The organism is Pseudomonas sp. Irchel s3h9, from assembly GCF_900187475.1.
Classification (GTDB): domain Bacteria; phylum Pseudomonadota; class Gammaproteobacteria; order Pseudomonadales; family Pseudomonadaceae; genus Aquipseudomonas; species Aquipseudomonas neuropathica.
The window spans coordinates 61439-81061 of the sequence record NZ_FYDH01000020.1; the positions used below are offsets into that span (position 1 = coordinate 61439).

Annotated in this window: 16 protein-coding genes; 8 read left to right on the forward strand and 8 right to left on the reverse strand. The window is 60.9% G+C overall.

Annotated features, from left to right (window positions below):
• Window positions 1-83: 83 nt before the first annotated feature.
• Window positions 84-1397 (forward strand): leucine-rich repeat-containing protein kinase family protein, encoded by a 1314-nt coding sequence (locus tag CKW26_RS26780; protein ID WP_095050800.1) that lies wholly within the window; start codon window positions 84-86, stop codon window positions 1395-1397.
• Between the two features lie 126 nt (window positions 1398-1523).
• On the opposite strand, the gene CKW26_RS26785 is transcribed toward CKW26_RS26780, so the two are convergent.
• Window positions 1524-2228: a YebC/PmpR family DNA-binding transcriptional regulator gene (locus CKW26_RS26785; protein WP_016983911.1), complete on the reverse strand. Its 705-nt coding sequence runs from the start codon at window positions 2226-2228 to the stop codon at window positions 1524-1526.
• A gap of 221 nt (window positions 2229-2449) precedes the next feature.
• Between CKW26_RS26785 and CKW26_RS26790 the strand changes: the two genes are divergently transcribed.
• Entirely contained in the window at window positions 2450-3841 is a 1392-nt protein-coding gene (locus CKW26_RS26790) for a type VI secretion system Vgr family protein (RefSeq protein ID WP_095050801.1), read from the forward strand.
• A 105-nt stretch (window positions 3842-3946) separates the two neighbouring features.
• Here CKW26_RS26790 and CKW26_RS26795 read toward each other — a convergent pair whose 3' ends face one another.
• Together CKW26_RS26795 and CKW26_RS26800 are read right to left on the reverse strand one after the other, a co-directional pair.
• Entirely contained in the window at window positions 3947-5338 is a 1392-nt protein-coding gene (locus CKW26_RS26795; protein WP_095050802.1) for an FAD-dependent oxidoreductase, read from the reverse strand.
• Window positions 5339-5410: 72 nt separating this feature from the next.
• Entirely contained in the window at window positions 5411-6736 is a 1326-nt protein-coding gene (locus CKW26_RS26800; protein WP_095050803.1) for an MFS transporter, read from the reverse strand.
• Window positions 6737-7017: 281 nt separating this feature from the next.
• On the opposite strand from CKW26_RS26800, the gene CKW26_RS26805 reads away from it, so the two are divergent.
• A complete protein-coding gene (locus CKW26_RS26805) occupies window positions 7018-7896 on the forward strand; it encodes a LysR family transcriptional regulator (RefSeq protein ID WP_095050804.1) in 879 nt (292 codons plus the stop codon).
• Between the two features lie 107 nt (window positions 7897-8003).
• On the opposite strand, the gene CKW26_RS26810 is transcribed toward CKW26_RS26805, so the two are convergent.
• The gene (locus CKW26_RS26810; protein ID WP_095050805.1) at window positions 8004-8870 is read right to left on the reverse strand and encodes a LysR substrate-binding domain-containing protein; all 867 of its coding nucleotides are present in this window, start codon (window positions 8868-8870) and stop codon (window positions 8004-8006) included.
• A 112-nt stretch (window positions 8871-8982) separates the two neighbouring features.
• Here CKW26_RS26810 and CKW26_RS26815 point away from each other — a divergent pair, with 112 nt between their 5' ends.
• The 3 genes from CKW26_RS26815 (at window position 8983) to CKW26_RS26825 (ending at window position 11802) form a co-directional block, all read left to right on the forward strand.
• Window positions 8983-10092 (forward strand): 2-aminoethylphosphonate--pyruvate transaminase, encoded by a 1110-nt coding sequence (locus tag CKW26_RS26815; RefSeq protein WP_095050806.1) that lies wholly within the window; start codon window positions 8983-8985, stop codon window positions 10090-10092.
• A 144-nt stretch (window positions 10093-10236) separates the two neighbouring features.
• Complete coding sequence (phnX, locus tag CKW26_RS26820; RefSeq protein WP_095050807.1) at window positions 10237-11064, forward strand: phosphonoacetaldehyde hydrolase; 828 nt, start codon at window positions 10237-10239, stop codon at window positions 11062-11064.
• Between the two features lie 189 nt (window positions 11065-11253).
• A complete protein-coding gene (locus CKW26_RS26825) occupies window positions 11254-11802 on the forward strand; it encodes a cytochrome b (RefSeq protein ID WP_095050808.1) in 549 nt (182 codons plus the stop codon).
• Between the two features lie 3 nt (window positions 11803-11805).
• Here CKW26_RS26825 and CKW26_RS26830 read toward each other — a convergent pair whose 3' ends face one another.
• Window positions 11806-12732 (reverse strand): 1-aminocyclopropane-1-carboxylate deaminase/D-cysteine desulfhydrase, encoded by a 927-nt coding sequence (locus CKW26_RS26830; protein ID WP_095050809.1) that lies wholly within the window; start codon window positions 12730-12732, stop codon window positions 11806-11808.
• 200 nt (window positions 12733-12932) lie between these two features.
• Window positions 12933-14972, reverse strand: a complete 2040-nt coding sequence (locus CKW26_RS26835; RefSeq protein ID WP_093434064.1) for an NADPH-dependent 2,4-dienoyl-CoA reductase — start codon at window positions 14970-14972, stop codon at window positions 12933-12935.
• 208 nt (window positions 14973-15180) lie between these two features.
• Here CKW26_RS26835 and CKW26_RS26840 point away from each other — a divergent pair, with 208 nt between their 5' ends.
• Both CKW26_RS26840 and CKW26_RS26845 read left to right on the forward strand, forming a co-directional pair.
• A complete protein-coding gene (locus tag CKW26_RS26840) occupies window positions 15181-16311 on the forward strand; it encodes a carbon-nitrogen hydrolase family protein (RefSeq protein ID WP_095050810.1) in 1131 nt (376 codons plus the stop codon).
• A gap of 3 nt (window positions 16312-16314) precedes the next feature.
• Window positions 16315-17355: an AraC family transcriptional regulator gene (locus CKW26_RS26845; protein WP_095050811.1), complete on the forward strand. Its 1041-nt coding sequence runs from the start codon at window positions 16315-16317 to the stop codon at window positions 17353-17355.
• Between the two features lie 403 nt (window positions 17356-17758).
• Here CKW26_RS26845 and CKW26_RS26850 read toward each other — a convergent pair whose 3' ends face one another.
• Both CKW26_RS26850 and CKW26_RS26855 read right to left on the reverse strand, forming a co-directional pair.
• Window positions 17759-18619 carry a DUF2242 domain-containing protein gene (locus CKW26_RS26850; RefSeq protein ID WP_095050812.1) on the reverse strand — a complete coding sequence of 287 codons (861 nt, stop codon included), beginning with the start codon at window positions 18617-18619 and terminating at the stop codon, window positions 17759-17761.
• Between the two features lie 92 nt (window positions 18620-18711).
• Window positions 18712-19611: a LysR family transcriptional regulator gene (locus CKW26_RS26855; protein WP_095050813.1), complete on the reverse strand. Its 900-nt coding sequence runs from the start codon at window positions 19609-19611 to the stop codon at window positions 18712-18714.
• Between the last annotated feature and the right edge of the window lie 12 nt (window positions 19612-19623).

Sequence of the window (19623 nt, forward strand, 5' to 3'; positions counted from 1 at the left end):
TTCAAATCAGGGTATTGCCGTTATCATGTCGGCCATTCCCGGCGCCCCAGCGGCGCGCCCCTGATCAATAGCGAACACCAAACATGCACACCCTTGCTCAATTGCGCGCCGGCGAGTTGTCGGGCATCACTCGACTGGATCTGTCTTGTGGCCTGACCGAATTCCCGCGCGAGATTTTCGATCTGGCCGACACCCTGGAAATCCTCAACCTCAGCGGCAACCAATTGAGCAGCCTGCCGGACGACTTGCATCGCCTGACTCGCCTGCGCGTGTTGTTCTGCTCCGATAACACCTTCACCGAACTGCCCGCCTGCCTCGGCCAGTGCGCGGCACTGACGATGGTCGGCTTCAGGGCCAATCGCATCGTCAACGTACCCGGTGCCGCCCTGCCGCCTCAGCTGCGCTGGCTGATCCTGACCGACAACTGCATCGAAAGCCTGCCGAGCGAACTTGGCGAGCGCCCTGCCCTGCAAAAACTCATGCTCTCGGGCAACCGTCTGCAAACGCTGCCCCCCTCGCTGAGCAACTGCCATCGACTGGAGTTGCTGCGCGTCTCCGCCAACCGCCTGACCGAGCTGCCGCAGTGGCTGCTCGCGCTGCCGAGTCTGACCTGGCTAGCCTACGCCGGTAACCCGCTGGAGACCGAGGCAGACGCTGCCGCGCTCGAGGCGACGGCACAGATCCCCTGGTCTGCGCTAAGTCTGGAGCAACGCTTGGGTGAAGGCGCCTCGGGGGTGATTTCCCGGGCGAACTGGCAACGCGACGATGGTTCGGTGATACCGGTTGCGGTGAAGTTGTACAAAGGTGAAATGACCAGCGACGGTTCGCCACTGCACGAAATGAATGCCTGCATCACTGCTGGCCTGCATCCCAATCTGATCCGCGTCGAGGGTCGCATCAGCGGCCATCCCGACGACCAGCAAGGATTGGTGATGCAGTTGATCGATCCGTCTTTCCGCAACCTCGCTGATCTGCCGAGCCTGGCGTCCTGCTCGCGAGATGTTTATGCCGACGACTGTCGGTTCAGTGCCGAGGTCGCGCTGAACATTGCCAAAGGCATCGCTTCGGCAGCCAAACACTTGCACCGGCAAGGCATCACCCACGGCGATCTGTACGGGCACAACATTCTGTTGAACGAGCGCGGCGATTGCCTGCTCGGGGATTTTGGCGGGGCGTCGTTCCATGCTATTGCCGATACGGCGGAAACGCGCGCGTTGCAACGCATCGAAGTGCGTGCGTTCGGGGTTTTGCTGGGGGAATTGCTGGCGCGCATCGACTCGGGGTTGAGTGATGAGCAGCGTGCGGTGCTTGAAGAGCTGGAGCGGCGTTGCTGTCAGGCGGATGTGCTGGCGCGGCCGGGGTTTGCTGAAGTTATTGCGGTGTTGCAGGAAAGCTGACTGCTGCGCAGTCAATCGCGGGCAAGCCCGCTCCCACAGTGTCCGGGTCGTTCACAAAATGTGTGGACACCTCTGAACCTGTGGGAGCGGGCTTGCCCGCGATGAGGCCATCACTGACGAAACAGATCAGCCCGCCAGGCCAACAAACATGTCCTGCACGTCATCATGGTTGTCGAGGCCTTCGAGGAACGCTTCAACTTCAGCCATCTGCTCGTCACTCAAGCCGCTGACCGGGTTCTTCGGCTGGTAGCCGAGCTTGGCCGACAGCACGGTGAAACCCTGCTCTGGCAACGCTTTCTGCACCGAATCCAGGTCGGTAGGGTCGGTCAGGAACAGCGTTGCGCCGTCTTCGCCCGGCTCGAAATCCTGAGCACCGGCTTCGATCGCGGCCATTTCCGGATCGGCGTCCGGGGTGTCCGGCGAGGCTTCGATCATGCCGACGTGGTTGAAGTCCCAGGCCACGGAGCCGGAAGCCCCCAGTTGGCCTTTACGGAACGCCACGCGGATTTCGGCGACGGTACGGTTGATGTTGTCGGTCACGCACTCGACGATCAGCGGCACCTGGTGCGGGGCGAACCCTTCGTAGGTCACACGATGGTATTGCACGGTTTCACCCAGCAGACCGGCGCCTTTCTTGATCGCGCGATCGAGGGTTTCTTTTGGCATCGAGGCTTTCTTGGCCTGTTCGACCACCAGACGCAGGTGTGCGTTGGTGGCGGTATCGGCACCGTTGCGGGCAGCGATGGTGATTTCCTTCACCAGTTTGCCGAAGATCTTGCCCTTGGCGTTGGATGCCGCTTCTTTGTGTTTAACCTTCCACTGTGCGCCCATTACTCACTCTCTTGATCTGTGGCGCCGAGACATCTATTGGCCGACGCGTGGCGCCAAGTTTATACGGCCTAAAGTCGGCAATCGACCAAAAAAACGCAATGTGGAATCGACATCTTCACCAGAGCTTGTAGGGGAATTCTGAAAAACGCCTTTGACATGACCATTCAACGCTGCGGTTTCGTACCCTCTCAGGCCCGTATTGCCTGACAGAGCCCGTTCGAATGCTCAATGACAAGGAAAGTCCTTTTACCCTGACCCTGAACGACAGCGGTCTGTGCCTGCCAGTGGTGCGCTTTCACGGCGAGGAAGCGCTCAACCAGCCCTACCGTTTCGATATCGAACTGATCGGTTTGGCCCCCGCCGTGGCGCCGGGCACATTCCTGCACCAACGGGCCTTTCTGCGTCTGGACGACCATCATGGAATCCACGGCGTGATCGACAGTGCCAGTTGCGAACATAGCGGTACGCACCGGATCGGCTATCGCGTGACGGTCGTGCCGCGCTTGCACAGGCTGGCTCAGCCGAGCAAACGGCGAGTGTTCGTGCAACAGAGTGTGCCGCAGATTCTCCAGCAGTTGCTCACGGAAAACGCCCTGCCCGCTGACGGCTACCGGATTGAAATGACTGTCGGCCGCTATCCGATCCGGCCTTTTTGCATCCAGTACGAAGAAAGCGATCTGGCGCTGCTGCACAGGCTTTGCGAGGAGGAAGGCATTCACTACCACTTCGAACACCGGATGGACGGACACGTTGTCGTGTTTGCCGATGACAGCCTCAGTCTGCCGCAAAAGCCGGTACTGGTTCCGTTCAAGGCCTGTGAGCAAACGCCTTCACCCTGCATCGCTTCGCTGTACCAGCATCATCACGCCGCGCCCGTCGCCACGCTGCATGCCGTGCGTAACCGAGGGCAGCGGGCGATCAGCGACGAGGCCGCCAACCACATCACGGCAAATCCCTTGCCGCAGGCATCTTCCCTCGAACAACGACACCACGAACAACGCAGCCGTCGACATCTGGAACGGCAACGCTGCCAGCATCGCACGATCAATGGCCGCAGCGACCGGATCGGCTTGCTCAGTGGACAACTGCTGCAAGTGTCGGCGCATCCGATCAGCCACTTCAACGAACAATGGCGGCTCACCTCGATACGTCATCACGGGCAACATCCGTCGATTCTTGACCCGACCCCACCCCTGTACCGCTACGAAAACGATTTTACCGCCCAGCCCTGGTCAAGCGATTTTCGCCCGGCGCTCAACCAACCGCGTCCAGGCATTGCCGGTTATCACCTGGCGCTGGTGCTGGGACCTGCCGGGCAACCGGCGCAGCTCGATGAACAGGGTCGGGTCGCCGTCAGGCTGTGGCCCTCTGAACATCTGCAAACCCTTGATGACGAGGCGATCTGGCTGCCCATCGCCATGACTCGCGCCAATGGCCGAGTGGCACGGGAGGAACTGCCCTGCGCCGGCAGCGAAGTGTGGGTGAGTTTCCTTGACAGCGACCCCGACCGGCCGATTCTGTGTCTGGGCAACTCACGTAAGCCCACACCTCGCGAACCACCCGCACGTGACAGCCTATTACTCGACTGGCTACTCGACAGCGGCGCACGCTGATCCCTTTGTAAGAGTTGCCGCAGGCTGCGATCTTTTGATTTTGATCTTAAAAACAAGATCGAAAGATCGCAGCCTGCGGCAGCTCCTACATCAACACGCCGTGCTTCAGGCTTTGTCAGCCTTGCCCGCCGCCGCAGCGAATTTCGCCAGGCGCACATCCAGATGCCGAGGACGCCGCCCGTGATCCTCGGCGCGTTCCTTGCGGCGGATGGCGTTGCGCACCATCAACGAACCGAGGTAGCGGATTGGCTCCGGCGGGAAATAACCCAGCGGCCCGTTGACCAGCGGCGAACGGGTCCACGGGTTGTCCAGGCCCTGCACCAACGAAGCAAGAATCTGCCCGCCCATGTGGCACGGGCCGACGCCGCTGCCGGAATAGCCGAAGCCGTAAAACACATTGCCGGCGCTGCTCATCTGGCCGAAGAACGGCAAACCGGTGACCGAGCGATCCGACGGGCCGTTCCAGGTGGCATCGACTTTGACATCGGCAAACGCCGGGAAGAAGTCGGCGAGGCTATTTTTCAGCAGGCCGGCATAAGGCGATGGCTGATCGAACACCGGCAGCATTCGTCCGCCAAACGCGAAGGTGTTACCGCCCTTGCCGAGCATGATTCGGCCGTCCGGGGTGTTGTGGTAGTAGTGCACGAAAATCCGCGAATCGAGCACAGTGACCCCGCTGGTCAGGCCGATCTGCTGTAACAGATCCGGGCGCGGCTCGGTGATCAGCATGTCGCTGGAAACAATCGCCACGCTGCGTTCGAACTGTGGAAAGGCACGGGCCATCCACGCATTCATCGCCAGCACTACGCGATCGGCAACAATACTGCCGTTCGGTGTTTGCAGGCGCGCCGGGCGCCCTTCTTCCAGCCCGGTCATCGCCGTGCTTTCGTAAATATTCACACCCAACTGCAACGCCACGCGACGCAAGCCACGCACCAGTTTGCCCGGTTGCACACTGGCCGCCGCCGGCGAGAACCAGCCTTCCAGATGCTTGCTCGAACCGGCCATGCGCTGCACATCGGCCAGCGGACGCTGGGTGAACGAGTTGATACCGTTGCGCTCGAGTGCGGCAATCACTGCATCGGTCGAACCGACCTGCGCGCGGTTGGTTGCGGTATATAGCGTGCCGTCGAGACGGTAATCTGCATCGACGCCGTACTGCTCACAGAACTCGCCGATCGCGTGGATACTGCGCTCCGATTCCTTGACCAGGCGCACCGCTTCCTCGACGCCAAACAAGCGTTCAAGGGTGAAATACTTCGCCGACCACGACAGTGCACACCCGCCATTGCGCCCACTGGCACCGGCGCCGCAGATGTCCGCTTCGATCAGCAAGACATCGAGTTCGGGGTTTTGTTGCTTGAGCATGATCGCCGTCCACAACCCGGTATACCCGCCGCCGACGATGCACACATCGGCGCGGACTTCGCCTTGCAACGGCGGGCAGGTTTGCGAGGTGTCGGCCTGCAAGGCCTGCTCCAGCCAAAACGGTCTCATGGGGTTTCTCCAAGTCAGATGGCCACGACCCAGCCTGCCGCGAGCGTCGCAGCAGGCCACGAGGCAAGGGTTTCAGGAACGCAGGGGTTTGATCGTCAGCGGGCAATTGGGGATAGAGGCGCGCGGTTCCATCACGCCAACCGGGCGGCTGTTCCAGTGCGGAATCAGCACCAGCGCCGAGAACAGCGCGCAACCGGCGAAGACGATAAACACCGTCACCGAGTCGAAGTAACCCGGCAGCAAACCGCCAAGTACCGCGCCAACCGAGCCGCAGCCGTTGACGAAACCGGCCGCCGTGGCGCCGGCCTTGGCTTTGCCGAAGTCGATCGCGGCGGCACCGCTGATCATCGAGTCCGGCCCATACAAAGTCAGGCCCATGACGAACAGCAGCGCGACCACCAGCAACACACTGCCGGTATGCAACGCGGCCATAAACAGCGCCAGCGTCACGGTCAACGCCAACAGGCTCAACACGCAGGCCGGCATCCGACGGGCGCCGAAGAGTTTGTCCGAAGCCAGACCGATGAGGATCGGCCCGAGCAACCCGGCCAGTTCGAATGAGGTGGGAATGATCGCCGCGCCGACCTTGCCGACACTGGGCATCTGTTCAAAGACAATCACCGGGCCCCACAACAGAATCGCGTAACGCGCCGGTTTCAACATGAAATACGCCAGGCCCAATACCAGCACCGTGCGGTTACGCAGGATTTCCTTCAAGGGCTCCCAGACGCTGAGTTTGCTGTTGGCTTCGGTTTCTTCCGCCGTCAGTTCAGGCTCCGGCTCGACCGCCGGCAAGCCGACATCTTCCGGCTTGTTGCGCTGGAAGATAAAGAACAACACCGCCACGACGGCAACCACCACCGCACTGGAAATGAACGCCGCGTGCCAGGTGCCCATCAACGTATACGCCCACCAGCCGGCGAACGGCGACGCTACCAGACCACCAAACGCGTAGCAGGAACTCCATAACCCGAGCACTCGCCCGCGTTGTTGGGAAGGGAAAAAACTGCCGAGGTTTTTGCACAGCCCCGACCATCCAGTGGACTGCGCCAACCCCTGTATCAACATGCAGGTGGCGAAGATCGGCAACGTCGCGTAACTGCCCATCACCAGCGCCGCTGCGGCGGAAATCAGCAAGCCGCCGAGCACCACGACCCGTGGGCCAAAGCGGTCAGCGAGCATGCCCCAAGTGAACTGGCCGAGGGCATAAGCCGCCAGATAAATCGCATCGAGGTTGGCCATGGCCATCTTGTCGAGCATGAAGGTAGGGTCTTCGGCGATGCCCAGTTTGGCCACCGAAAACGCTTTGCGGGTGAAATAGAAAGCGGCGTACGCAAGCCAGGTAATCGCGAAAATCTGCACGCGCCAACGCGCAATGGTGCCGATGTGCTTGTTCATGGTGGTTCTGACCTCAGGGTGTGAGTGTGCCGGCAGAATCGTTAAGAAAAACGCCTGTGTTTTTATTGTTGAGCACTGCGATATCACCCCGTCCCTGTGGCGATATCGGTCAGATGAGTCCTGTTGTTGCACGCACAGGCTCATGGCTACCGTGCGGCCCGAGCGGGCAGTCAGCGATGGCGTGAGCCGATCAAAGCAATTACTGTTTAATAAATAAAATCGATTTATCGTATTTCACACATAAGCTCAGCTTGTTACTGACTAAGCGATCAGGTGACTTCATGTCGGTGTCCCACGCCCAACTCAAAGCCTTCCACGCCGTGGCCGTGCATGGAAGCTTCACCAAAGCCGCCGAGCGCCTTTTTCTCACGCAACCGGCGATATCCGACCAAGTGCGCAAACTCGAAGAGCGTTTCGGCGTTTTGCTGTTTCACCGCAATAAACGTTCCGTACGCCTGACTGACTTGGGCGAACGCTTGCTGGCGATCACCCAGCGCCTGTTTGTGATTGAAGCCGAAGCACAGGAACTGTTGCAGGAATCCCAGGCCTTGCAGACCGGCAGCCTGATTCTGGCAGTGGATGCGCCGGTCCACGTGCTGCCGCAGATCGCGCGCTTCTGTGAGCGCTATCCGGGAATCAGCGTGAAGATCGAGACCGGCAACACCGATGAATCGTTATTTCGCCTGTTCAACTATCAGGCCGATCTGGCGTTGCTTGGCCGCGATGTCAGTGATGAACGCTTGCTGTGTGTGCCGCTGCGCAATGATCCGATGGTCGCGTTCGTGTCGCGCCATCATCCGTGGGCCGAGCGTGAATCGATCTGCCTGGCAGACCTGGATGACACGCCGCTGGTGTTGCGTGAACACGGTTCGGTAACGCGGCAGACGCTGGAAGAGGAAATGGCCCGGGCCGGATTTCGCATTCGTCCGGCGATTCAGGTCGAGGGCCGGGAAGCGGCGCGTGAGGCGGTGGTGGTCGGGATTGGCGTTGGCGTGGTGTCGGCCGCGGAGTTTGGTGCGGACTCGCGGGTGTGTGCGTTGCCGATTGTCGACTGCACCCGACGGTTGACGGAGACGCTGGTGTGTTTGCGCGAGCAAAGCAATCGACGGGTGGTGGCGACCTTCCTCGATATGGTCCGCGACAGCCTCCCCGGTTCCTGATCGTTCCCACGCTCTGCGTGGAAACGCCTCAACGGACGCTCCGCGTTCGGCTTTGGATGGGACGCAGAGCGTCCCAGGCTGCATTCCCACGCAGAGCGTGGGAACGATCACGGGGCGGTTGGCGCCAGGCCAAAGAACGCCTGAATCAAGCGCAACTCCCGTCGCCGCTCCATGCAGCCAATCATGTGCCGATTAACCAGCCCGTCCCCGACAATCGGAATCGCCACCACCCTTGGGTCATGACTGACCTCCACCGAGGACACCACGCCAACGCCCAACTCGGCCGCCACCGCTTCGGTCACCGCCTCACGGCTGTCCAGTTCCAGCAACACGCGAGGATGGATCGACGCCTGCGCACAGGCCTCATCAAATGTACGCCGGGTGATCGAACTCGGTTCGCGCAGCACCATGATCACCTGATCCAGATCCTTGAGTTTCACTTCCCCGGCGCGCATCGCCCACGGGTGCCCTGCCGGCACCAACGCGCAAATCCGTGATTCGCTCAATGCCTGCAGGTGCAGGCCTTTGCGCGGCTCCACTTCGGTCAACACCGCCACATCGGCGTGTTCCGACAACAATGCAGCGAGGGTTTCCTGGGCATTGCCCAAGCGCAGATTCACCGTAATTCCCGGGTACCGCGCGCGCAGGCTCGCCAACATTGGCATGACCATATGCGGCCCGTCCGCCGCCACTTCCAGTCGCCCGGTGAGTAATTGCCGGTTGGCCTCGAGCATCGTCTGCGCCTCTTCCGCCAGGCCGAACATCGCGCGGGTGATCGCCGCGAGTTTGGTGCCCTCCTCGGTCAGTTCCACCCGTCGCGCGGTGCGCCGCAACAGGGTGATCTGGTAGTGCTCTTCCAGCGCCTTGATGTGCCCGGTAACCGCCGGCTGACTGATGAACAAGCGCGCGGCGGCACGGGTGAAGCTGCCTTCACGGGCCACGGCGTCGAAGGCGCGGAGCTGGAACAGGTTCATGGATAACTCTCACTGATGGCTGGCATAACAACAAACAATTTGATTGATGAAACGGCGAATTGCAACGTATGCCCCGTAGCTTCATCCCACAGCGCTATCCGAGGACACACGAATGAGTATTGCCGAACCCATCCTGCTCACTCCCGGCCCGTTGACCACTTCGGCCCGCACCCGCCAGGCGATGATGGTCGACTGGGGGTCATGGGATGACCGCTTCAATCAACTGACCGCCAGCCTTTGCGAACAACTGCTGGCGATCCTCAACGGCGCCGCGACTCACCACTGCGTACCCTTACAGGGCAGCGGCACCTTCGCTGTTGAAGCGGCAATCGGCACATTGGTGCCGCGTGACGGCAAAGTGCTGGTGCTGATCAACGGCGCCTACGGCAAGCGTCTGGCGAAGATTTGCGAAGTGCTAGGTCGCTCGTTCAGCACCTTCGAAACCGCTGAAGATGAACCGACCACCGCCGCCGACGTCGACCGCTTGCTGCGCGCCGACAGCAATATTACCCACGTCGCCCTGATCCACTGCGAAACCAGCACCGGGATTCTCAATCCGCTGCCGGAGATTGCCCAGGTCGTTGAGCAACACGGCAAACGCCTGATCATCGACGCAATGAGTTCCTTTGGCGCTCTGCCGGTGGACGCGCAGAAAGTGCCGTTCGACGCGCTGATCGCCGCTTCCGGCAAATGCCTGGAAGGCGTGCCGGGGATGGGTTTTGTCTTCGCTCGCAAAGAGTCTTTGGCCGCAGCCGCTGGCAATTCGCACTCGCTGGCGATGGACCTGTACGACCAGCACGCTTACATGATGAAAACCGGCCAATGGCGCTTCACCCCGCCGACCCACGTGGTCGCGGCGCTGCATGAAGCGCTGCTGCAATACAACGAAGAAGGTGGCCTGCCGGCACGCCATGCGCGTTATGCCGCCAACTGCCAGGCGCTGATGGACGAGATGGGCAAACTCGGTTTGCGCAGCTTCCTGCCGGCGGCAATTCAGGCGCCGATCATTGCTACGTTCCATGCGCCGCAAGATCCGCGCTACCAGTTCAAGGATTTCTACGAACGCGTGAAAGCCAAGGGTTACATCCTTTATCCGGGCAAATTGACTCAGGTCGAGACCTTCCGCGTCGGCTGCATCGGTCACGTCAGTCCGGGCGAAATGCGCCAGGCCGTTGCAGCGATCGGCGAAGTGCTGCGCGAGATGGAAGTGTTAGAAATCTAAGCCCCATCCTAAATCCCCTGTGGGAGCGAGCCTGCTCGCGATGAGGCCGTGTCAGTCAACGAAGATGTTGAATGATCAACCGCTATCGCGAGCAGGCTCACTCCTACATTTGAATTGCATTGCCAACTCAGGAATTTGATCAACATGAACTACGTCAACCCAAACAAGCTGCAAGCCGCGATCCTCGACTGGGCCGGCACCGTGGTCGATTTCGGCTCGTTCGCGCCGACGCAGATCTTCGTCGAAGCCTTCGCCGAGTTCGACGTGCAGGTCTCCATCGAAGAAGCGCGTGGCCCGATGGGCATGGGCAAGTGGGACCACATCCGCACCCTCTGCGATCAGCCGCAAGTGGCCGAGCGTTATCGCAAGGCGTTCGGCCGCACGCCGACCGACGATGACGTCACCGCCATCTACAACCGCTTCATGCCGCTGCAGATCGAGAAGATCGCCGAACACTCGGCGCTGATTCCCGGCGCACTGGAAACCATCGCCAATCTGCGTCAGCAAGGCATCAAGATCGGCTCCTGTTCCGGCTACCCGAAGCAGGTGATGGACAAGGTCGTCGAGCTGGCCGCCACCAACGGCTACGTCGCCGACCACGTGGTTGCCACCGACGAAGTGCCAAATGGCCGTCCGTGGCCGGCTCAGGCGCTGGCCAACGTGATCGCGCTGGGCATCGACGATGTCGCAGCGTGCGTGAAGATCGACGACACCGTGCCGGGCATTCTCGAAGGCCGCCGCGCCGGAATGTGGACCGTGGCGCTGATCTGCTCAGGCAACGCGTTGGGTCTGGACTACGAAGGGTTCCGTGCCTTGGGCAGCGATGAACTGGCCAGCGAGCGCAAACGCATTCACGCGCTGTTCGAAGGCTCGCGCCCGCATTACATGATCGACACCATTACCGATTTGCCGGAAGTCATCGCCGACATCAACAAGCGTCTGGCCAACGGTGAAATGCCGCAATCGAGCTGATCCCTGCCGCTTGCTGCAAAGAAAAACGCCAGTGTCTGCACGACGCTGGCGTTTTTTATTGGCAAGCCCTGACTCAGAGCATTGAAAGTCCGATCAGCCTCAGGCAAATCCGCCAAAGCGGATTACAGTTAAAGCATGCCGTCGGCCAAGAACGGCAGGTTTGAACCCTGATCTGTGAGGAAACACCGTATGCCGTGGACAAGTTCCGAATCCCGCTACAGCACCGTCTCGGTCCTGTTGCACTGGCTGATGCTGGTCCTGTTGGTGCTGGTGTACGCCAGCATGGAGTTGCGCGGTCTGTTTCCCAAAGGCAGTGGCGGGCGCACGCTGATCCGCGAAGTGCATTACATGCTCGGCCTGACCGTGTTTGTGCTGGTGTGGTTTCGCCTGCTCGCGCGCAGCATTGGTCCGGCGCCAAAAATCTTCCCCGCCTCACCGCAATGGCAAACCGTGCTGGCGCGGCTGATGCACTGGGCGTTGTACCTGTTCATGATCAGCATGCCGATCCTGGGCTGGCTGATCACCAGCGCCGAAGGACATCAGGTGATGTTCTATGGTTTTGACCTGCCGCTGTTGGTCGCGGAAAACAAAGATTTCGCCAAGCAGGTTGAGGGCTGGCATGTGCTGATTGCCACGATCGGCTACTGGTTGATCGGCCTGCATGCACTGGCGGGGATTTATCACCACTATGTGGTGGGCGATAACACGCTGCTGCGGATGATGCCCAAGCGCGGCTGAATATCAGCGGCTGGCGCTAAACCCACGCCGGCCCTGCAAGCCTCCGGTGTGGATGAAGATCAGCCGCGTGCCGGGCGCGAACCTGCCTGCCTCGACCTGTTGCTTGAGTGCCAGCAACGCCTTGCCGGTGTACAACGGCTCCAGTGGGACGCCGCTGGCCTGCTCGGTCTGGTCAATGAACGCGAGCAGCAGCGGATCAACCTTGGCAAAACCGCCACGGCTGGCATCGATCAACTCATAGTCGGCAGTGGCCAGTCTAGCTGACCGCATAATCGACTCGACATGCGGCGCCACGCCGTGATCCTCAGGGACTGCCAACGCGCCATAGACTCGGTGCGCACCCGCCTCGGCGAGGACCAGTCCGGCGAGTGTCGTCCCGGTGCCGCAGGCCAGCCACCAACCGTGATAGTCGCTCCAGCCCAGCGTAGGCAATTGCGCTTGCGCCTGTTCCTTGATGGCTGCACAACCGAGCGCCCCTGCAAGTCCACCTCCACCCTCGGGAACCGCTTGCAGATTGGGGTATTGCTCGTGCCAGGGTTGCCAGAATCCCGGCTCGTTGCGCGCGCGATAACCGTCATAACCCAACCAATGCAATTGCATGCCGCACGCCTGCAGATCCAGCACCGTGGGAGTTTCCTGCGCATGCCCGCGCAACAGCCCCACGGTTTTGAACCCGAGCCGTTGCCCCGCCGCTGCCAACGCGTGCAGATGATTGGAATGCGCACCACCGAGACTGATGATGCCCTCGGCACCCATACGGTCGGCGGCTTTGAGGTGTTCGACGAGTTTGAACCATTTGTTGCCGCTGATCAGCGGGTCGATCTGGTCGAGGCGCAGGATGGCCATTTCAATGCCGGCGGTTGCGAGCCAGTCGAGGTGAAGGTGTTCGAGAGGGGCTTGGGGTAGCCAATCGGTGGGAGGCAAAAGCATGGGCGACGATTCGATCTGGACAGAGCCGGCATTCTAGTCGCTCACAAGCCGCCATCGCGAGCAGGCTCACTGTATGTGTAAATGACACAAAACCTGTGGGAGCGAGCCTGCTCGCGAAGGCGTCGTATCAATCGACATTTGCATCGGTTGACACACCGTTTTCGCGAGCAGGCTCGCTCCCACAGGTTCAGCGGTGGAGCTTAAAGTTCAGCAGCGAGGCGCGAGCCTTGGTTGATCGCGCGTTTGGCATCCAGCTCAGCCGCGACATCCGCACCGCCGATCAGGTGCACGTTCTGCCCCGCTTCCACCAGACCGTCATGCAATTCACGCAGCGGATCCTGCCCCGCGCAAATCACGATGTTGTCCACCGCCAGCACTTGCGGCTCGCCGGTTTCACCGATGCGGATATGCAGGCCTTGGTCATCGATGCTCAGGTATTCAACGCTGTTGAGCATTTGCACCTGCTTGTTCTTCAGACCGGTACGGTGAATCCAGCCAGTGGTTTTACCCAGACCATCACCGACCTTGGTTTTCTTGCGCTGCAACAGAAACACTTCGCGGGCCGGCGCGTGCGGTGCGGCTTTGATCCCGGCCACACCCCCACGGGCCTCCAGTTGCGTATCGATGCCCCACTCTTTCCAGAACGCGGCGCGATCCTGGCTGGTGGCCACGCCTTGGTGAACGAGGAATTCCGAGACGTCGAAACCGATACCACCGGCGCCAATCACCGCTACGCGTTTACCGACCGGCTTGCGCTCAAGGATCACGTCCAGGTAGCTCAGCACCTTGGCATTCTCGACACCCGGAATTGCCGGCACGCGCGGTGCAATGCCAGTGGCGAGGATGATCTCGTCGTAACCGCCTTCCACCAGTTTCGCGACATCGACGCGGGTGTTCAGGCACACCTCGACATTCGTGGTCTGCAACTTGCGTTTGAAGTAGCGCAGGGTTTCGAAGAATTCTTCCTTGCCCGGCACGCGTTTGGCGATGTTGAACTGACCGCCGATTTCGCTGGCCGAATCGAACAACGTCACCTGATGGCCACGCTCAGCCGCCACGGTCGCGGCGGACAAACCGGCAGGGCCGGCGCCAACCACAGCAATTTTCTTGATCTGCTGCACCGGCAGATAATTGAGTTCGGTTTCGTGGCAGGCACGCGGGTTGACCAGGCAACTGGTCAGCTTGCCGCCGAAGGTGTGATCGAGGCACGCCTGATTGCAACCGATGCAGGTGTTGATTTCGTCAGCGCGGCCTTCAGCGGCCTTGTTGACGAAGTCCGGATCGGCGAGGAACGGCCGCGCCATCGAGACCATATCGGCATCGCCTTCAGCCAGAATCTGCTCGGCGATTTCCGGGGTGTTGATGCGGTTGGTGGTGATCAGCGGAATCTTCACCGAACCGCGCAGCTTGGCCGTGACCTTGCTGAATGCCGCACGCGGCACTTTGGTGGCGATGGTCGGGATCCGCGCTTCGTGCCAGCCGATGCCGGTGTTGATGATGGTTGCGCCGGCCTGCTCGATGGCTTTGGCCAGGGTGACGATCTCGTCCCAGGTGCTGCCGCCCTCGACCAGATCGAGCATCGAAAGACGGAAAATGATGATGAAGTTCGGCCCTACCGCCTCGCGCACACGACGAACGATTTCCACCGGTAGGCGCATACGGTTTTCGTAGCTGCCGCCCCAGCGGTCGGTGCGGTGGTTGGTGTGCGCGGCGAGGAACTGGTTAATGAAATAACCTTCCGAGCCCATGATCTCGACGCCGTCGTATTCGGCGGTCTGCGCCAATACCGAACAGGTGACGAAATCGCTGATCTGCTTCTCGATGCCTTCCTCGTCCAGCTCTTTGGGCTTGAACGGGTTGATTGGTGCCTGAATCGCGCTCGGCGCGACTTGTTTCGGGCTGTAGGCATAACGCCCGGCGTGGAGGATCTGCATGCAGATCTTGCCGCCCGCGTCGTGCACCGCGCGGGTGACGATGCGGTGCTTGAGCGCTTCTTCCTCGGTGGTCAGCTTGGCCGCCCCGGAGTACACGCCGCCCTCGTCGTTCGGGCCGATACCGCCAGTGACCATCAGGCCAACGCCGCCACGGGCACGTTCGGCGAAGTACGCCGCCATGCGCTCGAAACCGCCCGGTTTTTCTTCCAAACCGGTGTGCATCGAACCCATCAAGGTGCGGTTGCGCAGCGTGGTGAATCCCAGGTCCAGCGGGGCCAACAGGTGCGGGTAATGAGCGGCGGTCATCGGTAACTCCACAACGAGCGATCACGGAAAAGTTGCGGGCGCTCTGCGGCTCCCGTCAGTCATGTTCGACAGACTAAGAGTCGCATCGCTGTCACTCAATGACCGTAACTGACAACTTATTGATCCAAATGCGCAGCACCCCTTGGCAATCAGGTCCATGGGCCCTACCCTAGTCGCCATACCCTGTACCCGGTAGCTGTTGGTTTTCATGCGCAAACTTTTGTACCTGTTCTTCTCCATGGCCCTCGTCGCCGCCCTGACCACCTACGCCATGTGGGCGGCGGACCGGCCGGCGGGCCATTACCTGTCGGACTTACGCATTAAAGTGGCGGTCGATCAGGGCATCCCCGCCGATCGTGGCAATCTGCTGGGCATCCAGCCCGAGCTGTTTCCCACCGATTATCAAAGCACCGAACGCTTGCACCGCAAACTCGCAGCCTATCTGCAGCAAGCCCAGGATCAAGGCCTGCTGAACGACAAAACCGTCGTGGTGTTGCCGGAGAACGTCGGCACCTGGCTGCTGCTCAGCGGCGAGAAAGACGAGCTGTATCAGGCCCCGACCCTCGCCGAGGCGATGAACTGGCTGGCGGCGAGCAATCCCTTGCTGTTCGCCCGCGCCTGGCTCAGCGCCAACGGCAGCGACCGCCTCAACGACGCGTACCTGCGGATGAAAGCCAAGGCGATGGCCAAGGATTACCAGGCGCTGTTCGGTGGTCTGGCCAAAGAATTTCACGTGACCCTGGTGGCCGGCTCGATCGTATTACCGGAACCCAGCGTTCGCGATGGCCAGCTCAAACCCGGTAGCGGTGCCCTGTTCAACAGCAGCGTGGTGTTCGGCCGCGATGGCGTGCCGCTGGGCCAGCCGCAACGGCAGATGCACCCGGTATTCGATCAGCGCGAAGTGCTCGAAAGCGCAGACAAACACGCGCTCAACGTGGTCGACACCCCGGCCGGACGCCTTGGCGTATTGATTGGCAGCGACAGTTGGTACCCCGACAATTACCGCAAACTCGACGAGCAAAACGCACAATTGATCGCGGTACCGGCGCAGGTATTCGGTCAAGGTGCGTGGAATCAGCCATGGCGCGGTTACAAAGGTTCAAGCACACCGGGGTCGGTCAGCCTCAAACCCGGTGAAGTCACCGAAGGACAAGCCTGGCATCGGCTGACACTGACCGCGCAACCACCGAGCAGTCGAGCGATTGCCGGCATCAGTGTGTTCCTGCGCGGGCAGTTCTGGGACAAGGCCAGTGCCGGTCAGAGTTTCCTCAGCAGCAACGGTCAGCAGTTCGCCGATGGCGATGCCCGTGGCGCGCGTTTGTTGAACATCTGGTTGTAAGCCATGAAGCCCCTGCCGATGCGCCTCGGGGACCTGTCGGTGGGCTTCGTTCACAGCCTCGCCGACGCCGTGCGCAGTCATGGGGCGGATCCGCAGCCGTTGCTGGAGCAATATGGTCTGGACGCCGCGCGACTGGCCGAGGCCGGGGCGCGTTTGTCGATTCCGCGCTATATGCGCCTGGGCCACGCGGCGATTCAGTTGACCGGTGACCCGGCGCTGGGCTTGCGCATGGGTCAGCTCAGTCGCCTGAGCCAGGCCGGACTGGCCGGCGTTACCGCCGCACAGGCGCCAACCGTGCGCGAAGCCGCGCGCTGTCTGATCCGTTTCGAGGCGTTGTACGGTTCCAACTATCGCGGTCAGTCCAGTTTCCACGAAGATGCCCATGGCGCGTGGCTGCGTTTCTATTCGATCAGCCCGTACAACGCCTATAACCGTTTTGTCGTGGACTCGATCATTGCCGGATGGCTGCATCAGCTCTCCAGTGTCAGCCGCGAACCGCTGCGCGCCGAACGCATTGAAATCGAATTCGATGAGCCGGATTACCGCGAGGCGTACGACTTGCTGGGGGATTGCCCGATCCAGTTCGGTGCCGAGGGCAATCAACTGCGCCTGAGCCTGAACAGCCTCGCACAGCGCAATCCCGAGCATTGCCCGAGTACCTGGCGGCATCTGCTGCAACTGTGTGAACGCGAGCTGGAGCAATTGACTCGCACCCGCAGCCTGCGCGAACGCATCACTCAACTGTTGGGGCCGTTGCTCAATGGTGGCCGGGAACCCGACCTGGAAGAAGTGGCGGCACGCCTGAAGCTGCCGACCTGGACGTTGCGGCGCAAACTGGCCGAGGAAGGCACACAGTTTCGCGCAATCCTCAATGACACTCGCCGGGACCTGGCGATGACTTACATCCGCGATACCGAACTGGCATTCGGTGAAATCGCCTACCTGCTGGGTTTTGCTTCAGCCGAGGCGTTCCAGCGCGCCTTCAAACGCTGGAGCAGTCAGACGCCCGGCGAATTCCGCCGCAGTCACCGCAAGACGGCATAAACGCAGCTGCAAGCTGCAAGTTAAAGCTCGGTGGCGTCTTCGGCTGGCTCGGGTGGGTCCAGTTCAAAGGCCTGGTATTCGAGCAGCTCTTCTTGATATTCATCCATCGTGTAATCCCCCTGCTGCTCTCTTGAATGGGCCTGAGCAAATGCCCAGTGCCTCGAGCTTAACGTGCTCGTATGAAGGAAAAGTGAAACCCGGCCTTCATGAATAAAACGTAGCAGGTGGTCAGGAATTTATCGCAGGATTTTTGTCAGGGGAATGTAACTAGATTTTAAGTGCACCAAAAACCACTGTGGGAGCGAGCCTGCTCGCGAAGGCGTCGGCCCCTTCAGCACATAGGTGACTGAAGGTCCGTCTTCGCGAGCAGGCTCGCTCCCACAGGGTGTGCGGTGAGGCTGGATTATTGGCCGGATGCAGGCATCGCCGGAATCGGCTCGGATGGCGGCGGGATATCCGGGTTGGCCGGTGGCGTGATGGTTTCGGTCGCCGGTGCAGGTTCTGCACTCGGCGCCGGAGTGATCGGCGCGGCCTCTGCCGGTGGCGCAACCGGTTCAGACGTCACGGGTGCGGTCTCGGCAGGTGCGGGAGCGGGCTCCGCTGCAGGCGCAGGGGTTGCGGCGGGCGCAGGCGTTGGAGTCGGCGCTGGCGTTGGCGCCAGCGCTGCCGGAGCAGCCTTCGCCTCAGGTACACCCAGGTCAGCCTTCGGCTTCTCTTCAATGTGCGCAGCTTTCTTTGCTTCCGCCGGCAGGAACAATTCCACCAACGTAAAGAATCGCTCGTAAAACTTCTGCGACGTCACCGTTTCGCTGGCGACTTTGACCATCGAATCGTCGGATGAGCCGATCGGCATCGACACCGAGCCCAACACCCCCACGCCGAGGCTGGCCGAGTTGTTGGTCTTCTTCAGCGCGTAGCGATCCTGCAGGGCGTTGGCGAACATCGTCGCATGGTGCCCGGCACTGCCGTCATCGGCACAGACCACGTTGAAGCTGATCTCCATGTGGGTGTCGCCGGTTTGCTGGAAGCTCTTGTGGCCACTGACCAGTTTCGGGTCACTGCTGGTGATGATGTAGCCCTGGCTGAGCAATGCACGGCGTGCCGCTTCGCAGCTGACCGCGTCGGTCACCGGGTAATTGCGCGAAAACGTACCGGAGTCATCGAAGTTCTCATGCTCATACATCGGCTTGTCTTTCGAACAGCCGGCAACAGCGGTCAACAACAGCGCCAACCCGACAACACGCATGGGAGTGGAAATCAACATTGAACATCCTGAGAGAAAACAGTCCGGGGCGTATTGTGCAACAGATCACGCCCCGGCGGCGCATGGATTAGTGTCTTAAAGCAGTTACAACTCTATCGACCTTCAGTTGCGGGAAAAAGTCGCAATGCCAGATGATCGATGAACACGCGCAACTTTGCCGTGGCGTGGCGACTGGATGGCCATAGGACCCAGAACTGTCCGGTGTGTTCCAGATGCGTATCAAGCACGCGACGCAAACGGCCTTGAGCCTCGGCCTCCCGGGTCATGAAATCCGGCAGACAGGCAATGCCCATGCCGGCCAGCGCCGCGTGGCTCACCGCCTCAATCGACGTGCTGACCAACCGTGTCGGCAACGTCGCCTCTGCGGCGCCTTCCACGCGGATCAGCGGCCAGGTTTCCAGTTTGCCAGTGGCATGAAACGTATGCCGAAGGCACGCGTGAGCCGCTAGATCGCCGGGCTTTTGCGGCTCCCCGCGCTGCTCCAGATACGCCGGACTGGCCACTAGCACCATATGAAACTCGCCCAACGCTCGCGCCATCAGTCGGGAGTCTCGTGGTTTGCCGGTGCGGATCACCGCGTCGAAGCCTTCTTCAACCACATCGACCATGCGATCAGTCAAGTCCAGATCCAGTTCAATCTGCGGGTACAACGCCATGAACTCGTTCATCACCGGCATCACTAGGCCATGCACCTGCGGCAGGCTGATGCGTAACTTGCCGTGGGGTTTGGCAGCGGCGTCACACAACTCAAACTCCGCCGCCTCGACTTCCGCGAGAATCTTGCGACACCGCTCAAGAAACAGCGCACCTTCACTGGTCAGCGTGACGCTGCGGGTGGTGCGTTGAAACAGCCGCACACCCAGTCGCGCTTCCAGTCGCGCAATACTTTTGCCCACCGCCGACGATGACACCCCTTGCAGCCGACCAGCTTCGGTAAAACTGCGGGTCTCGGCGACCTGAACAAACACCGAAATACCGCCCAGGCTATCCATACCAATCTCCCA

What these genes read in the sequence shown, in the direction of transcription:
- CKW26_RS26780 (WP_095050800.1), top strand. Translation starts at nt 84, where the DNA reads ATGCACACCCTTGCTCAATTGCGCGCCGGCGAGTTGTCGGGCATCACT.
- CKW26_RS26785 (WP_016983911.1), bottom strand. Translation starts at nt 2,228, where the DNA reads ATGGGCGCACAGTGGAAGGTTAAACACAAAGAAGCGGCATCCAACGCC.
- CKW26_RS26790 (WP_095050801.1), top strand. Translation starts at nt 2,450, where the DNA reads ATGCTCAATGACAAGGAAAGTCCTTTTACCCTGACCCTGAACGACAGC.
- CKW26_RS26795 (WP_095050802.1), bottom strand. Translation starts at nt 5,338, where the DNA reads ATGAGACCGTTTTGGCTGGAGCAGGCCTTGCAGGCCGACACCTCGCAA.
- CKW26_RS26800 (WP_095050803.1), bottom strand. Translation starts at nt 6,736, where the DNA reads ATGAACAAGCACATCGGCACCATTGCGCGTTGGCGCGTGCAGATTTTC.
- CKW26_RS26805 (WP_095050804.1), top strand. Translation starts at nt 7,018, where the DNA reads ATGTCGGTGTCCCACGCCCAACTCAAAGCCTTCCACGCCGTGGCCGTG.
- CKW26_RS26810 (WP_095050805.1), bottom strand. Translation starts at nt 8,870, where the DNA reads ATGAACCTGTTCCAGCTCCGCGCCTTCGACGCCGTGGCCCGTGAAGGC.
- CKW26_RS26815 (WP_095050806.1), top strand. Translation starts at nt 8,983, where the DNA reads ATGAGTATTGCCGAACCCATCCTGCTCACTCCCGGCCCGTTGACCACT.
- phnX (WP_095050807.1), top strand. Translation starts at nt 10,237, where the DNA reads ATGAACTACGTCAACCCAAACAAGCTGCAAGCCGCGATCCTCGACTGG.
- CKW26_RS26825 (WP_095050808.1), top strand. Translation starts at nt 11,254, where the DNA reads ATGCCGTGGACAAGTTCCGAATCCCGCTACAGCACCGTCTCGGTCCTG.
- CKW26_RS26830 (WP_095050809.1), bottom strand. Translation starts at nt 12,732, where the DNA reads ATGCTTTTGCCTCCCACCGATTGGCTACCCCAAGCCCCTCTCGAACAC.
- CKW26_RS26835 (WP_093434064.1), bottom strand. Translation starts at nt 14,972, where the DNA reads ATGACCGCCGCTCATTACCCGCACCTGTTGGCCCCGCTGGACCTGGGA.
- CKW26_RS26840 (WP_095050810.1), top strand. Translation starts at nt 15,181, where the DNA reads ATGCGCAAACTTTTGTACCTGTTCTTCTCCATGGCCCTCGTCGCCGCC.
- CKW26_RS26845 (WP_095050811.1), top strand. Translation starts at nt 16,315, where the DNA reads ATGAAGCCCCTGCCGATGCGCCTCGGGGACCTGTCGGTGGGCTTCGTT.
- CKW26_RS26850 (WP_095050812.1), bottom strand. Translation starts at nt 18,619, where the DNA reads ATGTTGATTTCCACTCCCATGCGTGTTGTCGGGTTGGCGCTGTTGTTG.
- CKW26_RS26855 (WP_095050813.1), bottom strand. Translation starts at nt 19,611, where the DNA reads ATGGATAGCCTGGGCGGTATTTCGGTGTTTGTTCAGGTCGCCGAGACC.